This is a genomic window from Streptomyces sp. NPDC005141 (assembly GCF_053599975.1).
The window spans coordinates 119,731-137,492 of sequence record NZ_JBSFYW010000002.1; the positions used below are offsets into that span (position 1 = coordinate 119,731).

11 protein-coding genes and 5 pseudogenes are annotated in these 17,762 nt (G+C 71.1%); 9 read left to right on the forward strand and 7 right to left on the reverse strand.

The window, feature by feature from the left end:
- Nucleotides 1–237: 237 nt before the first annotated feature.
- Nucleotides 238–408 (reverse strand): annotated as a pseudogene (locus tag ACWD68_RS01945) (IS256 family transposase); the annotation flags it as partial.
- A 107-nt stretch (nt 409–515) separates the two neighbouring features.
- On the opposite strand from ACWD68_RS01945, the gene ACWD68_RS01950 reads away from it, so the two are divergent.
- Nucleotides 516–965: a spore-associated protein gene (locus ACWD68_RS01950; RefSeq protein ID WP_451804511.1), complete on the forward strand. Its 450-nt coding sequence runs from the start codon at nt 516–518 to the stop codon at nt 963–965.
- A gap of 505 nt (nt 966–1,470) precedes the next feature.
- Nucleotides 1,471–2,136 (forward strand): TMEM175 family protein, encoded by a 666-nt coding sequence (locus ACWD68_RS01955; RefSeq protein ID WP_451804512.1) that lies wholly within the window; start codon nt 1,471–1,473, stop codon nt 2,134–2,136.
- Nucleotides 2,137–3,086: 950 nt separating this feature from the next.
- Here ACWD68_RS01955 and ACWD68_RS01960 read toward each other — a convergent pair.
- A complete protein-coding gene (locus ACWD68_RS01960) occupies nt 3,087–3,920 on the reverse strand; it encodes an oxygenase MpaB family protein (RefSeq protein WP_451804513.1) in 834 nt (277 codons plus the stop codon).
- A gap of 1 nt (nt 3,921) precedes the next feature.
- Nucleotides 3,922–4,851: an oxygenase MpaB family protein gene (locus ACWD68_RS01965; protein ID WP_451804514.1), complete on the reverse strand. Its 930-nt coding sequence runs from the start codon at nt 4,849–4,851 to the stop codon at nt 3,922–3,924.
- A 136-nt stretch (nt 4,852–4,987) separates the two neighbouring features.
- Between ACWD68_RS01965 and ACWD68_RS01970 the strand changes: the two genes are divergently transcribed.
- The 4 genes and pseudogenes from ACWD68_RS01970 (at nt 4,988) to ACWD68_RS01985 (ending at nt 9,831) form a co-directional block, all read left to right on the forward strand.
- The gene (locus ACWD68_RS01970) at nt 4,988–5,620 is read left to right on the forward strand and encodes a DUF6230 family protein (RefSeq protein WP_451804515.1); all 633 of its coding nucleotides are present in this window, start codon (nt 4,988–4,990) and stop codon (nt 5,618–5,620) included.
- A 24-nt stretch (nt 5,621–5,644) separates the two neighbouring features.
- Complete coding sequence (locus ACWD68_RS01975; protein ID WP_451804516.1) at nt 5,645–7,195, forward strand: DUF6114 domain-containing protein; 1,551 nt, start codon at nt 5,645–5,647, stop codon at nt 7,193–7,195.
- A 44-nt stretch (nt 7,196–7,239) separates the two neighbouring features.
- Nucleotides 7,240–8,115 (forward strand): annotated as a pseudogene (locus ACWD68_RS01980) (oxygenase MpaB family protein); the annotation flags it as partial.
- A 209-nt stretch (nt 8,116–8,324) separates the two neighbouring features.
- Nucleotides 8,325–9,831: pseudogene (locus ACWD68_RS01985) on the forward strand (aldehyde dehydrogenase family protein).
- Between the two features lie 184 nt (nt 9,832–10,015).
- Here ACWD68_RS01985 and ACWD68_RS01990 read toward each other — a convergent pair.
- The gene (locus tag ACWD68_RS01990) at nt 10,016–10,642 is read right to left on the reverse strand and encodes a TetR/AcrR family transcriptional regulator (protein ID WP_451804517.1); all 627 of its coding nucleotides are present in this window, start codon (nt 10,640–10,642) and stop codon (nt 10,016–10,018) included.
- A 92-nt stretch (nt 10,643–10,734) separates the two neighbouring features.
- Between ACWD68_RS01990 and ACWD68_RS01995 the strand changes: the two genes are divergently transcribed.
- Nucleotides 10,735–11,874, forward strand: a complete 1,140-nt coding sequence (locus ACWD68_RS01995; RefSeq protein WP_451804518.1) for an acyl-CoA dehydrogenase family protein — start codon at nt 10,735–10,737, stop codon at nt 11,872–11,874.
- Between the two features lie 70 nt (nt 11,875–11,944).
- Here ACWD68_RS01995 and ACWD68_RS02000 read toward each other — a convergent pair.
- The 3 genes and pseudogenes from ACWD68_RS02000 to ACWD68_RS02010 all read right to left on the reverse strand — a co-directional run bounded on the left by ACWD68_RS02000 (nt 11,945) and on the right by ACWD68_RS02010 (nt 14,776).
- A pseudogene (locus ACWD68_RS02000) lies at nt 11,945–13,795 on the reverse strand (AMP-dependent synthetase/ligase).
- A gap of 51 nt (nt 13,796–13,846) precedes the next feature.
- A pseudogene (locus ACWD68_RS02005) lies at nt 13,847–14,095 on the reverse strand (3-hydroxyacyl-CoA dehydrogenase); the annotation flags it as partial.
- Nucleotides 14,096–14,269: 174 nt separating this feature from the next.
- On the reverse strand, nt 14,270–14,776 hold the full coding sequence (locus tag ACWD68_RS02010; RefSeq protein WP_451804519.1) for a DUF6584 family protein: 507 nt from the start codon (nt 14,774–14,776) through the stop codon (nt 14,270–14,272).
- Nucleotides 14,777–15,410: 634 nt separating this feature from the next.
- On the opposite strand from ACWD68_RS02010, the gene ACWD68_RS02015 reads away from it, so the two are divergent.
- Together ACWD68_RS02015 and ACWD68_RS02020 are read left to right on the forward strand one after the other, a co-directional pair.
- Nucleotides 15,411–15,671, forward strand: a complete 261-nt coding sequence (locus tag ACWD68_RS02015; protein ID WP_451804520.1) for a hypothetical protein — start codon at nt 15,411–15,413, stop codon at nt 15,669–15,671.
- Nucleotides 15,668–17,662 carry a HEAT repeat domain-containing protein gene (locus tag ACWD68_RS02020; protein ID WP_451804521.1) on the forward strand — a complete coding sequence of 665 codons (1,995 nt, stop codon included), beginning with the start codon at nt 15,668–15,670 and terminating at the stop codon, nt 17,660–17,662. The genes ACWD68_RS02015 and ACWD68_RS02020 overlap by 4 nt, the downstream gene beginning before the upstream one ends.
- Nucleotides 17,663–17,762: the final 100 nt, after the last annotated feature.

Genomic DNA, 17,762 nt, shown 5'->3' on the forward strand with positions numbered 1-17,762 from the left:
GAAATCCGGACGGAGAGGAGGAAAGCCCGGACGTGCGACAGGCTAGGCCCGCATCCGGCTTCACCCCGCACGCCTCACCAACCAGTCATCCGAACGGCGGCACTGAGGACGGCACACATCGCACGGAGCCATCCACGACAGGGCTGCGGGCCCGCTGGTCCACCCCTCCACCACTCCACCACCCGCAGCGTCTCGGTGAACCACTCATCGGTGAACAATGCCGACGGCACCGACGGCCAGGTGGGGTGCTTTGACGACGTGCCGGCGGGCCTGCGCGGACTCCACCGGTTTGAGCACCATGCCCAGGCCCGGGGCCCGGCTGTCGGCACCCTTGGCCACGTTTGTGCGTGGTCGCACGGCGGCGAGGGTCGCCTTGATCGGATCTGTCGTGCGCAGATGGATCCAGTGATGCCGATCAGGCCGCACATATTTTGCGGACCATGCACAACCGTTCCGCTGTCCCGCGGGTCACATCAGGCAGGAGCAAACATCTCCAAAGATCACAAGGGGGAAATATGCGATTCAACCGTTCTGTTCTGACAGGCGCCGCCTTAGCCGCCCTGGCGGTGGGGGCCACGACAGCTCTGGCTGCGCCCGCCTCGGCCGCACCGAACACCACGCCGCAGAAGGTCTGCGGGAGCGCCTACAAGACCGTGAACTCGGCTCCCGTCGGCTCACTGGGCACGGTCTACCTGACGTACAACGCCTCGAACGGCAAGAACTGCGTCACGACTATCCGCAAGAACCCGGGCACCGCCGTGGACATGTCCACATGGATCTACGTCCCTGACACCGACCAGGGCGACCAGGACTACGGGCAGTACACCTCGTACGCGGGACCGGCCTACGTGTACGGCAAGGGCCACTGCGTCGACTGGGGCGGCCACATCAACAACGTGTACACCCAGGTATCCGGCTCCAACTGCGCCGCCTTCAAGGAGCAGCGGGTCACCTTCACCCGCTGACCCACCGCTCCTCCCGGCCACCACGCTCCCGCGCCGCCCTCTCCCCTCACCCAGGTCTGGAGAGCCGACGGCCATCGGGCGGGGACCCACAACCCGATGACCGCGCGGGAACCTACTGGCCCGACTCGCCCTGGCAGACTCACCGAGTTCTGCCAGGGCGAGTGCGTCGACGAGACTCGGTGTTGCCCACGGCCGCACCACCTTGTTGAGGTGAGCGTGGTGTCGCTCTACCTGCCGGTTCCGACCGACCTGGTCCTGGACACGGGAACGCGCCGGCCGGCGAGCACGCTGTACATGCGGGTGCGGTACCACCTCTTTCGAACTCGACACCAGCAAGGTGGAGCCCGCGCCCACCGGCCCCAGCACTGTCGTGGTGGCCGGAGCGCAGCTCGTCACCGCTGCCGGCGAGTGCCCCGGTGGGCAGAGAGACTCCCGGCGGGCTCAGGAGCTCATTGGTCGGCAGTCCCTAGGATCGGGTCCACGATCTTGACCCCTGGGAGTTCGGATGAGCGAGGATGTGCGGCCGGAGCCTGGGCTCTCGCCCGAGAGACTGGCCTTCTTCACGGACGCGATCTTCGCTATCGCGATGACACTTCTGGCCGTGGAACTGGAGCGCCCGGACGAAGAGGAGTTGGAGTCGGCTGATGCGCTGGGCCGCTTCCTGGTGGACCAGCGGAGCTCCTATCTGGCGTTCGCGTTGGCGTTCATCCTCCTCTGGTCGGTGTGGCGTCGTCACCACCAGCTGATGGACCGGATCCGCGTGCTGTCGCAGACCTTCGCGTTCTGGCATGCGCCGTTCCTGCTGCTGGTCGCGTTCCTGCCGTTCCCGACGGCAGTCATCGGTTCCGCGATCACCAATCCGATGGCACAGACCCTCTTCGCCGGCACGATGGCGGGCATCCTCTTCTGCGAGGCCGCCCTCAAGGAGGTCTCGGTCGACGCCGGTCTGGTCATCGGCGACGTCGCGGAAGTCCGGAGGCACGCCAACGGTTCGTGGGCGGTGGGCCTTTGCTTCGTCCTGAGCCTCGGTCTCGCCTGGGTGTTCCCCTACGCCTTCGTCCTGTGGTTCCTCGGGCCGCTGGCCGCCGGCTACGGCGGACCACTCGTCTCGCGCCTGCGCACCCGCCACGCGGACCCGCACGACGAGGACGCGCCGCGGACCGGACGGTAGAGAACAGCCATGTCGCTTGTGGCCGTGCGGAGTTCGGACGCCCCCGTGGTCATGGCGCACGAAGTCGATGTCGGTCTCCGGACCGGACGAGACCTTGACGGTGTGGCCGGCTCCCTGACGAACGGCCCGTTCGCCTCGTACGACGTGACGGGGACCGCCGCCAGGGCGCCTGCGGCAACGGCAGCCTCGGCATCGAGGTGGCGGACGAGGCCACCTCGCGGAGCGACCCCGCAGAGAAGGCCGACTCGGCAATGAGGTCGGCTTCTTCGGCGACCGGGTGCCGTCACTGGGCAGGGTCTGGTTCCAGGTCCTCCAGGCACCTGGCACTCGCTCCGCTCCCGCCGACGCCCGGTCCCAGATTCCGCCGGCCGCTCCGGTCGTGGTCGCCGTCCTGCGGAACTTCCTGCGACGGCACATCCGGCTCGACTCGCTCGGCGGGCAGAAGCCGCGATCCTGGATCCGTCGTCGACGTGTACGTGGTGGTGCTCGGACCGGTGCCAAGGAGGCGTCGCCTGGTGCTCATGATCGAAGTCTCCCCCCTACCCGGTGCTCAGCGCACCGGCTGACGGACGGAGATCTGGTTCACGGGCGTCGGCCGAAGAGGGGGCTTGGAGCGGCTATCCCGGCTGATGCCGGTGCGGTATTCGGGCAGTGCCCACTGCCCGCAGCGGGACGGCAACTCCATGCCCGGCTTCGGAGAGGCAGGCAGCCACACAGAATGCAGGCGGGTCTTGCTCAGTCGGCTGGAACCCCTGTCAAGGAGTCGGCGCGGGGCCCAGGCACGGGCGCACAATGCCGGCCCCAGGCACGGGCGCACAGTATGGATGGCGGGCAACGCGTCTCGCTGCGTGGCGAGGACGTTCGAGCCAGGCATGACGGGCCCCGACACCCGGCCCGCACCACAGACCTCCGGGCCGTGTTCTCACCGCCCCGTCCCGAGGCTGCCCCGCTCACCCTCCGGCCGCGCGGGCGGCCCGGGCCGTGGGGAGGTAGCGGAGGCGCTCCGGGAGCAGGGGGACCAGGGTGCGTACGACCGCGCCGAAGCGGCGCAGCCTGCGTTCGTCCCTCGGCGTCCAGGGAACGCCCAGCCGGTCGCGCGCGGCGGGCGGCAGCAGGCCCACGGTGACGAAGACGTGCAGGCGGCCCATCGGCCGGCGGAGCAGCGGCCAGAGTCGGCGCGTCAGTGTGCCCGAACCGGGAGGCGGGGCGATGGGGCGGCGCGGGTCGAGCAGTTCCTGGACCACAGCGGTGCTCTCCAGTTCCTCCTGGATCATCTTGTCGAAGTAGGGCCAGAACTCCTCGGGAGTGCCTGGCATGTCGCGCTCGTTGATGCCGAGGATGGCGCCGAGTTGCAGCAGTTCGTCGTAGAGTCGGCGCTCGTCCTCGGGGGACAGCGGCCGGGACAGATAGCGGGCGGCCCGCAGGAACACCGGGTAGGCGGTGGCGTGCACCCAGGCGTAGTAGGCGGGGGTGAGCGCGTGGTAGCTGCGGCCCCGGGTGTCGGTGCCGCTGATGGTCTTGTGCAGGCGACGCAGGCGGCGCCCTTCCTCGATCGCCCGCTCGCCGCCGTAGACCCACAACTGGAGTGATTCCAGTGAGCGTTCGGCGCGCCCCCAGGGGTCAGTGCGGAACACCGAGTGGTCGTCGACGCCCGCACCGACCGCCGGGTGGGCGACCTGGAGGACGAGGGCGGCGGGCAGCGAGAGCAGCAGCCGTACGTCGCCCGCGATCTCCCACAGGATCGTTCCGGGGGCGAGCGGGGCGGGCTCGGCGGTGGACTTCATGTCACCTCGCTCCCAGCGGGCGTCGCGCGGCGGGATCGGTGCCCGGCCGGTGGGTGGCCCAGTAGGCGATGGCGAGGGATCCGGTGATGCGGAGCGGGGGTGGGACGAGCAGCATCAGGAGCCTCACGACGAGGGCGAAGCGCCGCAGGGCGCGCTGCTGCCGCCGGCTCCAGCCGAGGTGGAGGCGGTCGCGCAGGCGGGGCGGCAGGGTGCCGACGGTGACCAGCAGTGCGTAGTGGGCGGCGATCCGGGCGAAGGGCCGCCAGAGCGGGCCCGGGAGCAGGCGGAACGGCTTGGCGGGGTGGGTGAGTTCGTCGACGACGTCCCGCACGGACTGGTTGTACTCCAGCCGGTTGTCGACCATGTCGTCGTAGTACGCGGTGAACGCCGCCCAGTCCGGGGGTAGATGGTGGTCCTTGAGGCCCCAGACCCGTCCGACGTCCCGCATCTCGCGGTAGTACTCCTCCGTTTCCTCTTCGGTCATGCCCTTGCCGAACACATTCTGTGCGTCGACCGGGCCTTTGACGAGGGTCGCGTGCACCCAGTGATAAGCCTCCGGGTTGAGGGCGTGGTAGCGGCGGCCCGCGGAGTCGGTGCCCTTCATCCCGGCGTGCACGTGGATCAGGCGCCGCGCCTCGTCGGTGGCGGCGCGCTGCCCTCCGTAGATGACGGTGCTCAGCGAGAGCAGGGTGCGGATCAGGCGGGGCCAGGGTTCGGCGCGGAAGTTGCTGTGGTCCGTGACGCCGGCGCCGACGACGGGGTGCGCGACCTGGAGCAGGAGCAGCTGGGGCGCCATGAGGGTGGCACGGGCGTCCCCGAAGTGACGCCAGGCCATTCCGCCCCGGCGCGGCGCCCTCACCGCGGAGGATGTCTCAACTCCCTTGGCGTATAGGGATGTTGGATCGGCGGGCAGGTGCGGCAGGGCAGCCATGACGCCTCCGTTTCTCCGTTGTGTCCGGAGTATTGACGTGCCCCGTGAAACAAGTCAATAGTTTTTGTATCTTCGACTCATCGATGGCCCCCGAGAGCTCGTCGCCATCGCCCCAGCCCTGCGAAAGGGACTCCCCATGAGTGATAGATACGTCTATACCGGAACAAGTACCCCGGGTGCGGGTCGTACGCACTGGAAACGCAGCGCCGTCATGTTCGTCCCCTGCACCCTGGCCGTGGGGGCACTCGGTATCGCTCTCGCCCAGGGAGCGCTCGCCGCGTCCTTCGCCGTCTCGGGCGCCGCGTTCAAGGTCTCCGCCTCGGAGATCACCGCGGATGGCGTGTCGTCGTTCCCCTCCTCCATCGGCGACTCCGCGAACGACGCCAGACCCGTACTGCTGGCCGCCGTCAACAACGGCACGGTCTCCGACGTGTGCGTCTCGCTCAAGCAGAAGCTGCCGCTGGTCGGGGACATCACCATGCTGGTGCACTCGGGGGCGGACAAGCCGCTCGAAGGCAGCAACCTCGTGGTGAACGCGGACGCCCTCACCGGGGGCGGCGGCAAGGTCACCGGAGTCCAGGCAGGCCGGGACGCCTCCACCCTGACCGGTGCGCCCGGTGTCACCGGGCCCAGGGGCACCTTCGGAGTCCAGGCGAGCACAGCCGTGGCCCATGACGTCCGGAGCACCGCGTACGCCGCCAACGGGGGCACCCTCACGCTGGAGAAGCTGGAGATCGAGTTCAGCCGTACCGGCAAGCAGTGCTTCTGACGGCGACGAGGGACGGACTCGGTCATGTTCAGCTTCGTCTTCGGCTTCCTGTCGGAACTGGCGCGCGAGACCGGCGACTGGTTCGACCGGATCCTGCCCGCGCCGCGGCTGCGCCGCTCCCTGCGTGGCTGGCGGCGCAGGCGTCCGTTCTGGGCGGCGGTGTGGATCGTCGCGGGAGGCGTGGAGATGGTCGCCATCCCGCTGGCCCCGCTCCCCTTGATGATCAAGATCGGCGTGGGCGCCATGTCCGCCGTCGGCATCAGTCTGGTGCTGATCGCGGGCGGCCTCTTCTTCCTCTTCAAGCCCGACCAGCGGATGTTCGTCTCCGTCGTCACCGCCATCGCCTCGCTGACCTCGATGGCGACGACGAACCTGGGCGGTTTCGGCGTCGGCATGATGGCCGGGCTGATCGGCTCCTCGATGGCGTTCGGCTGGATGCCCGACCCCGTCCGTGCGGTGGCCGGCGACGACGGGGACCGGCTGTCCGGTCCGTCCGGGGCGGGACCGGGCGATCCGGCGCGGGAAGTCCGTGCCGAGGCCGCACCCGGACCCGGCGCGGCGGGCATGCCCAGGGAGGGTGGTGCCCCGAAGGGCCAGGAGGTCGGTGCCCCAAAAGCCCGTGAGGACCGTGCCCGCTCCGGCAGCCGCCGGACGCCCGCCCGGGGCACGGCCCTCTTCGTGGTGAGCGCGTTGGTGGCGGCGGCCGGACTCCCGGCCGCCGCCACCGCCGCCGCGACACCGGGCACGGACGTGTTCCCGCTCCCCCGGCCCACCCTGGCCTGGCCCTGGGAGTCGGCCCCGTCGCCCTCCCCCACTCCCACGCCCGCTCCGGGCGGTACCGGCTCCGCGTCCGCTCCTCCCGCTGCATCCGGATCACCGCAGGCCACCGGAGGCGCGGACGGCGGCGACTCTCCGGACCAGGACGGCGACCAGAGGACGGAAGAACCGGACGACCGTGCCGGGGCCGCCCAGGTCACGCTCCCGTGTCTCACGGGCGTCGACACCGGGGGGCTCCCCAACCCCGACCAGGAGCTGGAGGAGGCCGCACCCGGCGAGACCTCCGCCGACCCGGACGACCTGACCGCGCTGCGCCCGCCGGTCGTCGTCGGCGACCAGCCGGGCCGCCCCCGGTCCACCTATCCGATCAGCCCCGACTATCCGGAGGTCGGTGCCGACACGCTGACCGCGTACGGCGCCATCATCCACGGCGCGACCTACCTTCCTACCGCCGACGGCGGACGGATGAAGGTGCTGTGGGTGCATGCCGACCGGCTGGTCGCGGACAACTACTCCTTCCGCCTGGAGAGCGCGGGCCGGGTCCAGACGATCGACGTGGACCTCGACATCCCTCAGGTCGACATCTACGTCACGCGGCTCACCGGCTCCATCACCATTCCCGTCCTCGGCGTCGGCACCCCGCGTATCTGCATCGGGGCCGACATCGTCCCGGCGAACCTCCCTATCGCCGTACAGCTGCCGAAGCTGGCGGTGACGGGGGTGGAGGCCGGTCAGGTGCTGGTCGACGCCGAGACCGTCAACTTCGCCGACCTGTCCATACACAGCAGAGGCCGATAGCCCACCCGTCCGAACACGACCAGGACCGATAGGAGACCGCCCCCATGGGCCGCTACAGCCGGCTCCACCGCATCCGGCAGATGGACCCGCAGCAGGACTACGAGGAGATCTTCCGCTGGGTCACGCAGTACGAGTTCCCCTGGGACTACCTCCAGGGCGTCTCGGTCGCCTTCCTGCGGGACTACGGCGTGCCGCGCATCTCGCGGCTCCTGGACCGCACCCAGGAGTTCGAGCGCGCCGGGCAGAAGCGGTACGACGACACCGTGCTGATCGCCCACGAGATGGTCCGCGACGGAATGGAATCCGAGCAGGCCCGTGCCGCCGCCCGCCACCTCAACCGCATCCACGGCCGCTACCGGATACCCAACGAGGACTACCTGTACGTCCTGGCCACGACCGTGGTGGGCCCCAAACGGTGGATCGACCGGTACGGCTGGCGGGCGCTGTCCGAGCAGGAGACCGAGAGCCTCGCGCTCGTGGGGCGGCGCATGGGCGAGCTGATGGGCATCACCGGCATACCCGCCGACTACGCGGGTTTCGCCTGCCTGCATGACACCTACGAGCAGCGGATGTTCGCGTACGACCCGGCCAACCGGCGGGTCGCCGCGGCGACGCTGAGGGTCGTCACCCAGTGGTACCCCAATCTGCTGCGCCCTCTGGTGGCGCGTGCCTCGCTCGCCGTCCTCGACGAACCGCTGCTCGACGCGCTGGGCTTCCGTGCGCAGCCGCGTCCGGTCCGCAGGGCCGCCCACCACGCCCTGCGCACCCGGGCCGCGCTGCTGCGCCACCTGCCGCCGCGGCCCGACTGGTGGCCGTACCGGAACAAGCCCCGCAGCTATCCCTTCGGCTGGACTCTGGACGACCTCGGCCCGCACTGGGCCCACAGCAGGCCGCTCCAGCCCCTCCCGGAGGAAGCGACCGCGGACGCGGCACCCGCACACCGGCCGCCGGTGGACCGGCAGCCGGCCTCCGAACGGACGGCGGACGAGCCACCCGCGGCCGCCACTCCCTCACCGGCGGAGGGAGCACCCGAGACCCTCACTCCCTCCCCCCGTCCGGCGGACGGACCACCCGCGGCCGTAACACCCCCCACCCCTCCGGTGGGCCGTCACACACCTCAGGAGCAGCGATGACCGAGACGGACCGAGAGACCGCGTCCCTCCCCGCGACCTTCACCGTGCGTGCCCCGGCGACGGGCGAGGCGCTCGCCGACCACCCGGTCGACGGACCGGCGGAGGTGGCCCGCGCCGTGAAGCGGGCCGGGTCGGCCGCGGCGGACTGGGCGGCGCTGCCCGCGGCCCGGCGCCGTGACCATCTGCTGCGCTGGAAGCGGAAGCTCGCGTCCTCGCTGGACGACCTCGCGGACTTGATCACGGCGGAGACGGGCAAACCGCGCGGTGACGCGGTGCTGGAAGCGGTCCTGACGCTGGAGCACCTCACCTGGGCGGCCCGGAACGCGGGCCGCGTGCTGCGGCGGCGTGGTGTGCGCACCGGACTGCTGGCGGCCAACCAGCGCGCCACGCTGGTTCACCGGCCGCTCGGTGTGATCGGGGTGATCGGGCCGTGGAACTACCCCCTCTACACCCCGATGGGTTCGATCGGTTACGCCTTGGCGGCCGGCAACGCCGTGGTGTTCAAGCCGTCCGAGTACACGCCGGGGACGGGTGTCCTGGTGGCCGGGCTGTTCGACGAGGCCGTTCCCGAGCACGCAGGGCTGCTCGGCATCGTCACGGGAGCGGCGCCGACGGGCGAGGCGCTGGCCCGGTCCGGTGTCGACAAGGTGGCGTTCACCGGATCACCGGGGACGGCGCGCAAGGTCATGGCGGTGTGCTCGCAGTCGCTGACGCCGTTCCTCGCCGAGTGCGGCGGCAAGGACGCGACCGTCGTCACCGCCGACGCGGACCTCGACGCGGCCGCCGACGCCGTCGTGTGGGGCGCGATGAGCAACGCCGGCCAGACCTGCGCGGGGGTCGAACGTGTCTACGCCGTGCGGGAGGTGCACGCCGCGCTCTGCCGCAAGGTGGTGGGACCGGGCCGGTGCGCTGAGTGTCGGCCCGGGGCCGGACTCCTCGTACGGTCCGATGACGATGCCGGGTCAGGCGGCGGTGGTCCAGCGGCACGTGGACGAGGCGCTGGCGGCCGGTGCGCGTGCGCTGCTGGGCGGATCGGCGTCGGTGTCCGGGGCGTACGTGACGCCGGTCGTCCTGGCCGACGTACCGGAGGACTCGGCCGCGATGAGGGAGGAGACCTTCGGGCCGACGGTGGTGATCAACGCGGTGGCCGACGCGGACGAGGCGGTCGAGCGCGCCAACGCCTCTCCCTACGCACTGGGCGCCTCGGTGTTCAGCGGCGACCGGCGCGCCGGCGCCGCGATCGCCGCCCGGCTGCGGGCCGGTGCGGTCTCCGTCAACTCCGTGCTCGGCTTCGCCGCGGTGCCCGCGCTGCCGTTCGGCGGCTCGGGGGATTCAGGATTCGGACGCATCCATGGCGCGGACGGACTGCGGGCCTTCACCGCGCCCCAGTCCGTCACGGTCCAGCGCTTCGCCCCGCCGGTGAACCTGACCTCCTTCACCGCTCCGGCGGCCGCCAGGGCCCGCGCCGTCTCCTTCGCGCGGTGGCTGCACCAACGGCGCTGAGGCACGGCGCCGAGCACGCGAACCGTCGGGCGCGCAGGGGGCCCGGGGTGGCCGCGCCGCGGCGCAGGGCCGGAGGCGAACCGTGGGCTCGCGTCAGGGGCCGGGGTGCCGGCGCGGCGCCGGACGGGCCGTCAGTCGTACGAGGAGGGGGACGTACCGACGGCGGCGCTGGGGACGCGAACCGTCAGGCGTCGAGGAGCGGGGCGAGGTAACGGCGGGCGAACGCGCGTGCCTGGTCCTCGTCCTCCATCTCGATGCAGCTGGACGGGTTCAGCAGGAAGGAGACCGCGACGCGGATTATGAGCTCGGCGACCGGCCGGGGGTCGGATTCGGGGTGTCCTTCCGCCTGCTGGGCCCGGCGCAGATGCGCTGTCAGGTAGTCGCAGGTGGCCGCGAGCGAGGGCCCGCCCTGAACGGTCAGGTAGGGCAGCACCACCTCGGGTTCCAGGCGCAGCAGGCCGCCGAAGAGCGGATGGGCCCTGGTGTACCGCAGGGCCACCACGAAGCCCTCGACCACCCGCTCGGCCATGGTCGGCAGGGGCGCCACCGCGGCGTCCAGCTTCTGGAAGAACCTGCTCCCCTCGCGCAGCAGGCAGGCCTCGACCAGTCCGTCCTTGCTCTGGAAGCGGCGGTAGACCGTGACGCGCGAGACCCCGGCCCGCTTGGCCACGTCGTCCACCGAGGAGCGGCGCAGGCCGAAGGTCGTGAACTGCTCCAGCGCGGCGTCCAGGATGCGCCGCGCCAGCTTTTCCTCCGTCTCGGGCCGGGCGATGGCCCTCGCGAGCAGGGAGTCGTTCGCAGATGTCTTCATGGTGCTCCTCACGATACCGCCACATCCACCCACAAGAGACTATGAGACATAAAGCATTTCTTTGTAACCCACCCGGAACCCGGAGGACCCCCATGGGCACTCGACTCACCCCGGAGCAGGCCGACTTCGTCGCGGCCGTCCGCGACTTCGCCAAACGTGAATGCGGCACGCGCGAACAGCGCGACGCACTGACCTGGAGCGGCCGTGAGCCGCACAGCGCCGAGCTCTATGCCAGGCTCGCCGGCTTCGGCTGGCTCGGTGTGTGCCTGCCGGAGGAGTACGGCGGTGCGGGCGGCGGGCTGGCCGATGCCTGCCTGTTCCTGGAGGAGACCTCCTACGGGATGGTCCCCGCGGGCGGCTTCATCACCACCGTCATCACCGCCAAGGCCTACGAGCGGTTCGGCACCGAGCGGCAGAAGGCCGAGGTACTCGCGGGTGCGGTGCGGGGCGCGGTCCTCGCCATCGCGATGTCGGAGCCGGCGGCGGGCTCCGACGTGGGCGCGCTGAGCTGCCGCGCGCGACGGGGCCCGGACGGCGACTGGATGATCGACGGTCAGAAGACCTGGATCTCCAACGCCCACGTGGCCGACAGCATCCTGCTCGTGGCGCGCACCGGCGGGGCCAAGCACGCCGGGCTGACGATGTTCCACGTTCCGGCCGGCACGCCCGGGATGGAGATCCGGGGCATCGAGACCATGGGCGGCCGGGAGGTCAACGACGTCTTCTTCAGCGGCGTGCGGCTGCCCGCGGACGCCGTCGTCGGGGAGGTCGACAACGGCTGGCGGCAGCTGATGGCCGGGCTGAACTACGAACGCCTCTTCCTGGCCGCCAACATGCTCGGCCTGGCCCGCCGCGCCTTCGACGACGCCGTCGCCTACGTCCGTGAGCGCGAACAGTTCGGCCGGCCCGTCGGCTCGTTCCAGGCGCTGCGGCACCGGATCGCCGATCTCGCCACGGAGATCGAGTGCACCCGGCTGCTGGTCCGGGAGGTGGCCGCGGACTGCGACGCCGAACCGGACCGGCTCTTCCCCCGCGAGGCGTCCATGGCCAAGCTCAAGGCCACCGAGACCGCCAAGCGGGCCGCTCTCGAAGGCATGCAGATGATGGGCGGCTACGGCTACGCCACCGAGTACGACATGGAACGCCATCTGCGGGCGGCGGTCGTCTCCACCGTCTACGGCGGGACGAGCGAGATCCAGCGGGACGTGATCGGCAAGAGCTTCGGGCTCTGACGGACGCGACACGGCGGCGGGCACTCCCCCTCCGGGGTGGAGCGCCCGCCGCCGTGTTCCGGCCCCGGGATCAGCCCTCGTACAGCTGCGTCAGCGCGGCGTCGTACTTCTCGCGGATGACCCGCCGCCGCATCTTCAGCGACGGCGTCAGCTCGCCGGTCGCCGGGCCCCACTCCTCGGCCAGCAGCGTATGGCGCTTGACCTGCTCGGTGCGGTTGAGCCGGGAGTTGGCCACGGCCACCGCCCGGTCCACCTCCTCCCCTACGGCAGGATGCGCCGCCAGGGCCGTCAGGTCGCCGCCGGTGTCGATGCCGTGGGCGGCCGCCCAGGCCGGTGCATCCTCCGGGTCGAGGACCAGCAGCGCCACGAGGTAGGAACGGTTGTCGCCGTGGACGAGGGCCTGCCCGATCAGCGGGTGCTCCTTGAGGGCGTTCTCCACCAGGGCCGGGGAGACGTTCTTGCCCGTCGAGGTGATGATCATCTCCTTCTTGCGGTCGGTGATCCAGAGGTAGCCGTCCTCGTCCAGGCGCCCGATGTCACCGGTGCGCAGCCAGCCGTCCTCCTCCACCGCCGGGCGCACCGTGCCGTCCTCCCGCAGATAGCCCGAGAACACCGTCGCGCCGCGCACCTCGATCTCGCCGTCCGCGGCGATCCGGACCTCGGCCGAGGAAACGGGCCGCCCGACCGAGCCGAGCCGGAATCCGGTGCGGGGACTGTTGGCGGTCGCCACCCCCGTGGTCTCCGTCAGCCCCCAGGCGTCCATGATCACGATCCCGAACCCGGCCCAGAACCGCACCACGTCGATCGGCAAGGGCGCCGACGCGCAGGCCGCCCAGGAGACCCGGTCCAGCCCGCCCGCCGCCAGCAGCGGCAGCAGGACCCGCTCCCGGTGCCGGGCATAGGCGGCCTCGAGTCCGGCGGGCGGATCCTCTCCCCGCTCCCGGTGGGCGACATGCTCGCGCGCCACCCGCGCGGCCTCCTCGATGACCGCCTGCTGTTCCGCCGGAAGCAGCGACAGGATGGACCGGACGGTGGCGGCGAGCTTCTCCCACACGCGCGGTACGCCGAAGAACTGGGCCGGGCGCACCTCGCGCACCGTCGCGGGGAGGGCCGCCGGATCGGGACACAGGTAGACGTGGGACGCACGGTGGCACGGCAGGTAGATGCCGAGCATGCGTTCCGCGATGTGCGCGAACGGCAGGTAGCAGATGTGCTCGACGTGCGGCGGCAGTTCCACGACCTCGTCCAGCGCGTGGGCGTTGGCCAGCACGTGCCGGTGGTTGAGCACCACGCCCTTGGGTTCTCCGGTGGTCCCGGAGGTGTAGACGACCGTCAGCGGATCCTCCGGCCGGGCCGTGTCCAGGGACTTCGCGAACTGCTCCGGCACCGGTTCCCGGCCGAGCGCGGCGTACGGGAAGTGGCCGTCCTCCGCCCCGGGTTCCACGACGACGAGCCGGTCCAGGGGGGTGTCGGCGTCGTCGAGCAGCGGCGCCCACAGTGCCACCTGCGTCCGGCCCTCGACGACGGCGATCCGTGCCCGGCAGTTGCGGGCGATGTGGGTGACCTGTTCGGCGGCCGAGGTGCCGTAGACACTGACAGGCACCGCGCCGAGGCGGACCAGCGCCAGGTCGGACAGCCAGTGCTCGGGCCGGTTGGCCATCATGAGCAGGACGTGGTCGCCTCGGCCGACGCCGAGCGCCGCGTAGCCGGCCGCGAGCCGCGTGGTCTGCTCCCGGACCTTGGATTAGGTGAGTGTGCTCCAGCCGTTCTCGGCGATTCCCGTTCCGGTGCCGTCCACCTGCCGCCAGGACAGGGCGGGCAGGTCGGCGTACCGGCGGGCGTTGCGTTCCAGCAGCAGTGGCACGGTCTGTCCGGCCGGTTCCGCTGGTGGTTCCCCAGTGGTGCGCGGGGCTGTCGTCATCTAACTCGGCCTCCTGGCGGTCGGGTGCTCGGTGTCGTGGGGGGGCGCGGCTCAGCCGTCGGTGAAGGTCTCGCCGCGCTCGGCCTTGCGCCGCAGCAGTCCGGGCGGCGTGAACCGCTCGCCGTGCAGGTCGGCCAGTTCGAGGGCGCGGGCGACGAGGCCCGGCAGGCCGTCCGGTTAGCCGTTGACGTACTGCAGGACGCCACCGGTCCAGGCCGGGAATCCGATGCCCGGCAGGGAACCGACGTTGGCGTCCGCCAAGGACACCAGTACTTCGTCCTCCAGGCAGCGCACCGCGTCGCGGTCAATGGACCGAGGCCGATCCCGCCGGCTCGACTCCGGCACTCCGCCCAACCGCCCTGCGCGGCCGCGCGACTGACTCGTTCCGCGTGAGTCAGTGTCAGTGGTCCCGCATACGGTTCTCCAATGGATCACCAGCGGTCGTCACCTCGCCAGGAGGACAACTGACCTGAGTCAGTCGAAGAGGGCAACGAGTCCATTCACCCAGATCGCGAGAAACGCAAGGACCGCCACCAGGCATCCGGCCCCTGAGAGGAAGTCGGTGAGGGCGCTTCCCTTGGTGTCTGCGCTCCTGCCAGATGGCACCGTGTCCCAGTCGACGGGGCGTCCCATGGCATCGGAGCAGGCCGCTCGTACTTCTGCCAGTTGCCTTATGGCGAAGGGCGATTGGGCGAGCGACTCAGGGCCGTGCCAGGCAAGTGCCCGCATGCGCTGCGGAGCCGTGCGGTATCTCGCCTCGAAGGCGGAGGTCTCAGCTGGGTCCCGGTCCTGTTCGAGGTACATCCATCGACCCGCTTCCGCAGGCTCTCCGTACAGTCGGTACACCTCGGCCAGGCGACGCCGAAGCTTCAGGTCGTTCGGATAGGACGACACCAGCCCGCGCAGGCGCTGGCGTGCGACCGGGACCCGGCCGGCGGCCAGGTCTGCGTCGGCTCGGGCAAGAGTGTCTCTCATTGGCATAAGCGCATGATCGGGTACCGCAGCGACCTGCGTCGAACTGGATTCTCGCTCAGTAGTCGCTCGCCCCGTGGTCACCGTTCGATGAGATCGGCTGAACTTCACCGAGCCGGGACGCCGGCGGTTCCTGGACAGCTCCCCGGCACCAAATGTGGCTCGGACTCGTGATGTTCACCTTGCTAGCGTGACTGCATGGGACGTCGTCGATATCGGCACTTGGTTGTTGGCTCCGAGCGCTTCCGCTGGTGGGTCAACCACCAGCATGTGCCGGCGTCGGACTCAGGCAGCACGGTCGGACGACACTCGTGCCGCGAGGTCCTTGTGCTCCGGCTCGAGGGCTCACCGGGTGTCATGCGCATCGCGTTCGGGTCGGGTCCCGGTCTTGTGGTGGGCGGGGGTGGTTGGGGTGCTCACGATGGAGGCGTCAGCCGGGTCAGTGGCGGCTACCTCAATCTCCACCGGCCCGCGACAGTAAGGGCGTTGATCGATGAGGTTCTGGCAGACGGGCATGGTTTCCGGCCCGGCGCAGAACTCGACGGGTGGCGGCTCTTCGACGCTGCTGGTGAGTCGACTTCCACCGGAGCGGCGTGAATCGTCACCCGGTCCAACCGAATGAGGCATGGAAAGATCTGGTGGCATGATCGTGAGACCGTCCGACGACCTGGCCGCCGCCATCGCCCGCCTGGGTGGTGAGGAGGACGAACAGGTCTGGAGCGACCTGTTCGACGATTTGTGTCACCAGCGTTCCGTCTACGACGACAGCTTCCTCGCCCTCCCGTACCTGGCGTCCATCGCGAACGACCAGGCACCCGGGGCGCCCGGCGAAGCCGTGCTGATGGCGGGCCTCTGCGCCGAAGTCCTCGCGGTCTGGGAGCAGGTTGAGGTGAGTTGCCTGTGAGCAACGCTCTCGCACGGCTCGACGCCGTGGACTGGACGGCGCTGAGGCATGCCTACGGGGTGGCCGATGACGTGCCTGTGATGCTGCGGGACCTCTACCGGCCGGAGAAGGCCGCCGCCGCTGCCGGTGATCTGCGCACCCACGTCCACCACCAGGGAGGCGGGGTCTATTCCTCGGCTCCGGCCGCTCTTCCCTACATCGTCTCGGCCGCGGCGGACCCGGCCATCGCCGCGGACGTCCGCCACGAACTCCTCTGCCTCATCGGAGCTCTGGCCGATGCGGGGAACACCGCAGTAGCCCGCTTCGTCACCCCCGGCTGGCCCGCCGCGTGGGACCTGGCGGTGGCGGACCTGCTGCCGCTGCTCGACGACCCGGTGGCGGTGAACCGCACCGCCGTCGCGTACGCCCTCGCCGAGGCGCACCGCCGGGCCGACGAGGTGATCGCCGCGCTGCGGGCGCGATGGAATGCGGAACCCGAACCGCGGACACGGCTCCAACTCATCAGCTCGATCGGCTCGTTGACCGCCCACGCGGGTGACCGGCGGGGCGCCTCCCTCAGCTGGCTGCGCGAACTCATGGACGGCGCCGACCCCTCCGTACGCCTCGTCGCCGTGCAGGCTCTGCGCCGCGCCTTGCCGGGGCAGGAGGACACCGCGTACGCGCGGGCGGTGTCCGAGGTGATGTCGGGCAGCGAACCCGAGATGTGGCGGCCGGGCGACAATACGGCCAAGGCTTCGGTTGTCTGGGCCGTCGGCCTCTTGGGAGCGGACCATACAAGCCTGGCCGACGTGACCCGCAGACTGCTCGGGCACCGGGACGCCTCCGTGCGCGCGGGCGCGCTGCAAGTGGCCGCCCAGGCGCTCAGTTGTCGGCGCTCCGCCGTTGCGGAGCTGCTGCCGATGGTGGCCCGTTCGCTGTCCGACCCCGAGCCCGACAACCGGCTCTTCGCCGCCCGGGTCCTGGGAATGTGCGGGGACGCCGCCCGCCCTTGGGCGGACGCACTGGCAGCCATGGTGACGGACGAGGGCGAGCCCTGTCCGGCCACGCAGTCCCACGCGCTCTGGGCCCTGTCGCGGCTCGGTGACGTGCGGTGCGTGCCACCGTTGGCCCGGCGCCTGGCCGGCGCACGGCTCGGGTTCGCGTACCACTCGTCCCACGCCGACGGCTGGTGGACGTACGACCTGAGTCTGAACGAGGTGGCCGGAGGGCTCGGTTCACACGTCGACGTGCTGCTTCCCCCGGTGCGCGCCCGGCTCACCACGGCCTGCACCCTCGACGAACGCCGCGCCCTGTGCCAGCTGTTGGAGTCATGGGGTGCCGCAGCCGCCCCCGCGATCCCGGACCTGCTCGGGCTCCTGGACACCGACGCCGCGGTATGGGCGCTGGACGCCCTCGCCGCGATCGGACCGGCCGCGGCCGAGGCGGTGCCCCGTGCACGGCTGCGTGCCCTGCTCGACGCCCCGCCCCCGGGCCAGACGTTCGCGCCGCGCTGCCTGGCGCTCGCCTACGGGCGGTTGACCGGCGACCGCAAGCCCGCGCTCGAGCTGCTGCTTCCGCAGCTCGGCGAACTGTACGGCCGGGAGAGCGCCGCCCTGCTGCTGGGGGAACTGGGGTCGGCGGGCGCCGAGTACGCCGAACGGCTGCGCGAGCTGCTCCCCCTGCGCCAAGGGGGCTGGCTGCCGCTGCGCGTCGGCGAGGCGCTGTGGCGGATCACCGGACGGGCCGACGAGGTCGTCCCGGTCCTCGTCCGGGCGATCACCCCGTTCGCCGAACGGGGCGGCGCCTACCCGGCGGTCATCGAGACGGTGAAGCTGCTGGCCGAGATCGGTGCGGACGCCGCCCCCGCGGAACCCGCCCTGAGGGCGTTCCTCGGCACCGACGAGCGGCCCGTCCGGCACGGAACCTGGCGCTCCGTCCCCGAGGACGACGTGCTGTGCGGCGCCGCTCGCGCCGCACTCCTCGCCATCTCCACGCCTGGCACTGCCGGCTGACGCCCCCGCGGTCCCGGTCCCGAAACCATCATGAGGCCGAGCAGGTGGCCGTCACCGGTCACGGAGATGCCGGCGACGGCACCGACGGGAATGGCATCGA

Coding starts and splice junctions, on each gene's coding strand:
- ACWD68_RS01950 (WP_451804511.1), top strand. CDS start 516: ATGCGATTCAACCGTTCTGTTCTGACAGGCGCCGCCTTAGCCGCCCTG.
- ACWD68_RS01955 (WP_451804512.1), top strand. CDS start 1,471: ATGAGCGAGGATGTGCGGCCGGAGCCTGGGCTCTCGCCCGAGAGACTG.
- ACWD68_RS01960 (WP_451804513.1), bottom strand. CDS start 3,920: ATGAAGTCCACCGCCGAGCCCGCCCCGCTCGCCCCCGGAACGATCCTG.
- ACWD68_RS01965 (WP_451804514.1), bottom strand. CDS start 4,851: ATGGCTGCCCTGCCGCACCTGCCCGCCGATCCAACATCCCTATACGCC.
- ACWD68_RS01970 (WP_451804515.1), top strand. CDS start 4,988: ATGAGTGATAGATACGTCTATACCGGAACAAGTACCCCGGGTGCGGGT.
- ACWD68_RS01975 (WP_451804516.1), top strand. CDS start 5,645: ATGTTCAGCTTCGTCTTCGGCTTCCTGTCGGAACTGGCGCGCGAGACC.
- ACWD68_RS01990 (WP_451804517.1), bottom strand. CDS start 10,642: ATGAAGACATCTGCGAACGACTCCCTGCTCGCGAGGGCCATCGCCCGG.
- ACWD68_RS01995 (WP_451804518.1), top strand. CDS start 10,735: ATGGGCACTCGACTCACCCCGGAGCAGGCCGACTTCGTCGCGGCCGTC.
- ACWD68_RS02010 (WP_451804519.1), bottom strand. CDS start 14,776: ATGCCAATGAGAGACACTCTTGCCCGAGCCGACGCAGACCTGGCCGCC.
- ACWD68_RS02015 (WP_451804520.1), top strand. CDS start 15,411: ATGATCGTGAGACCGTCCGACGACCTGGCCGCCGCCATCGCCCGCCTG.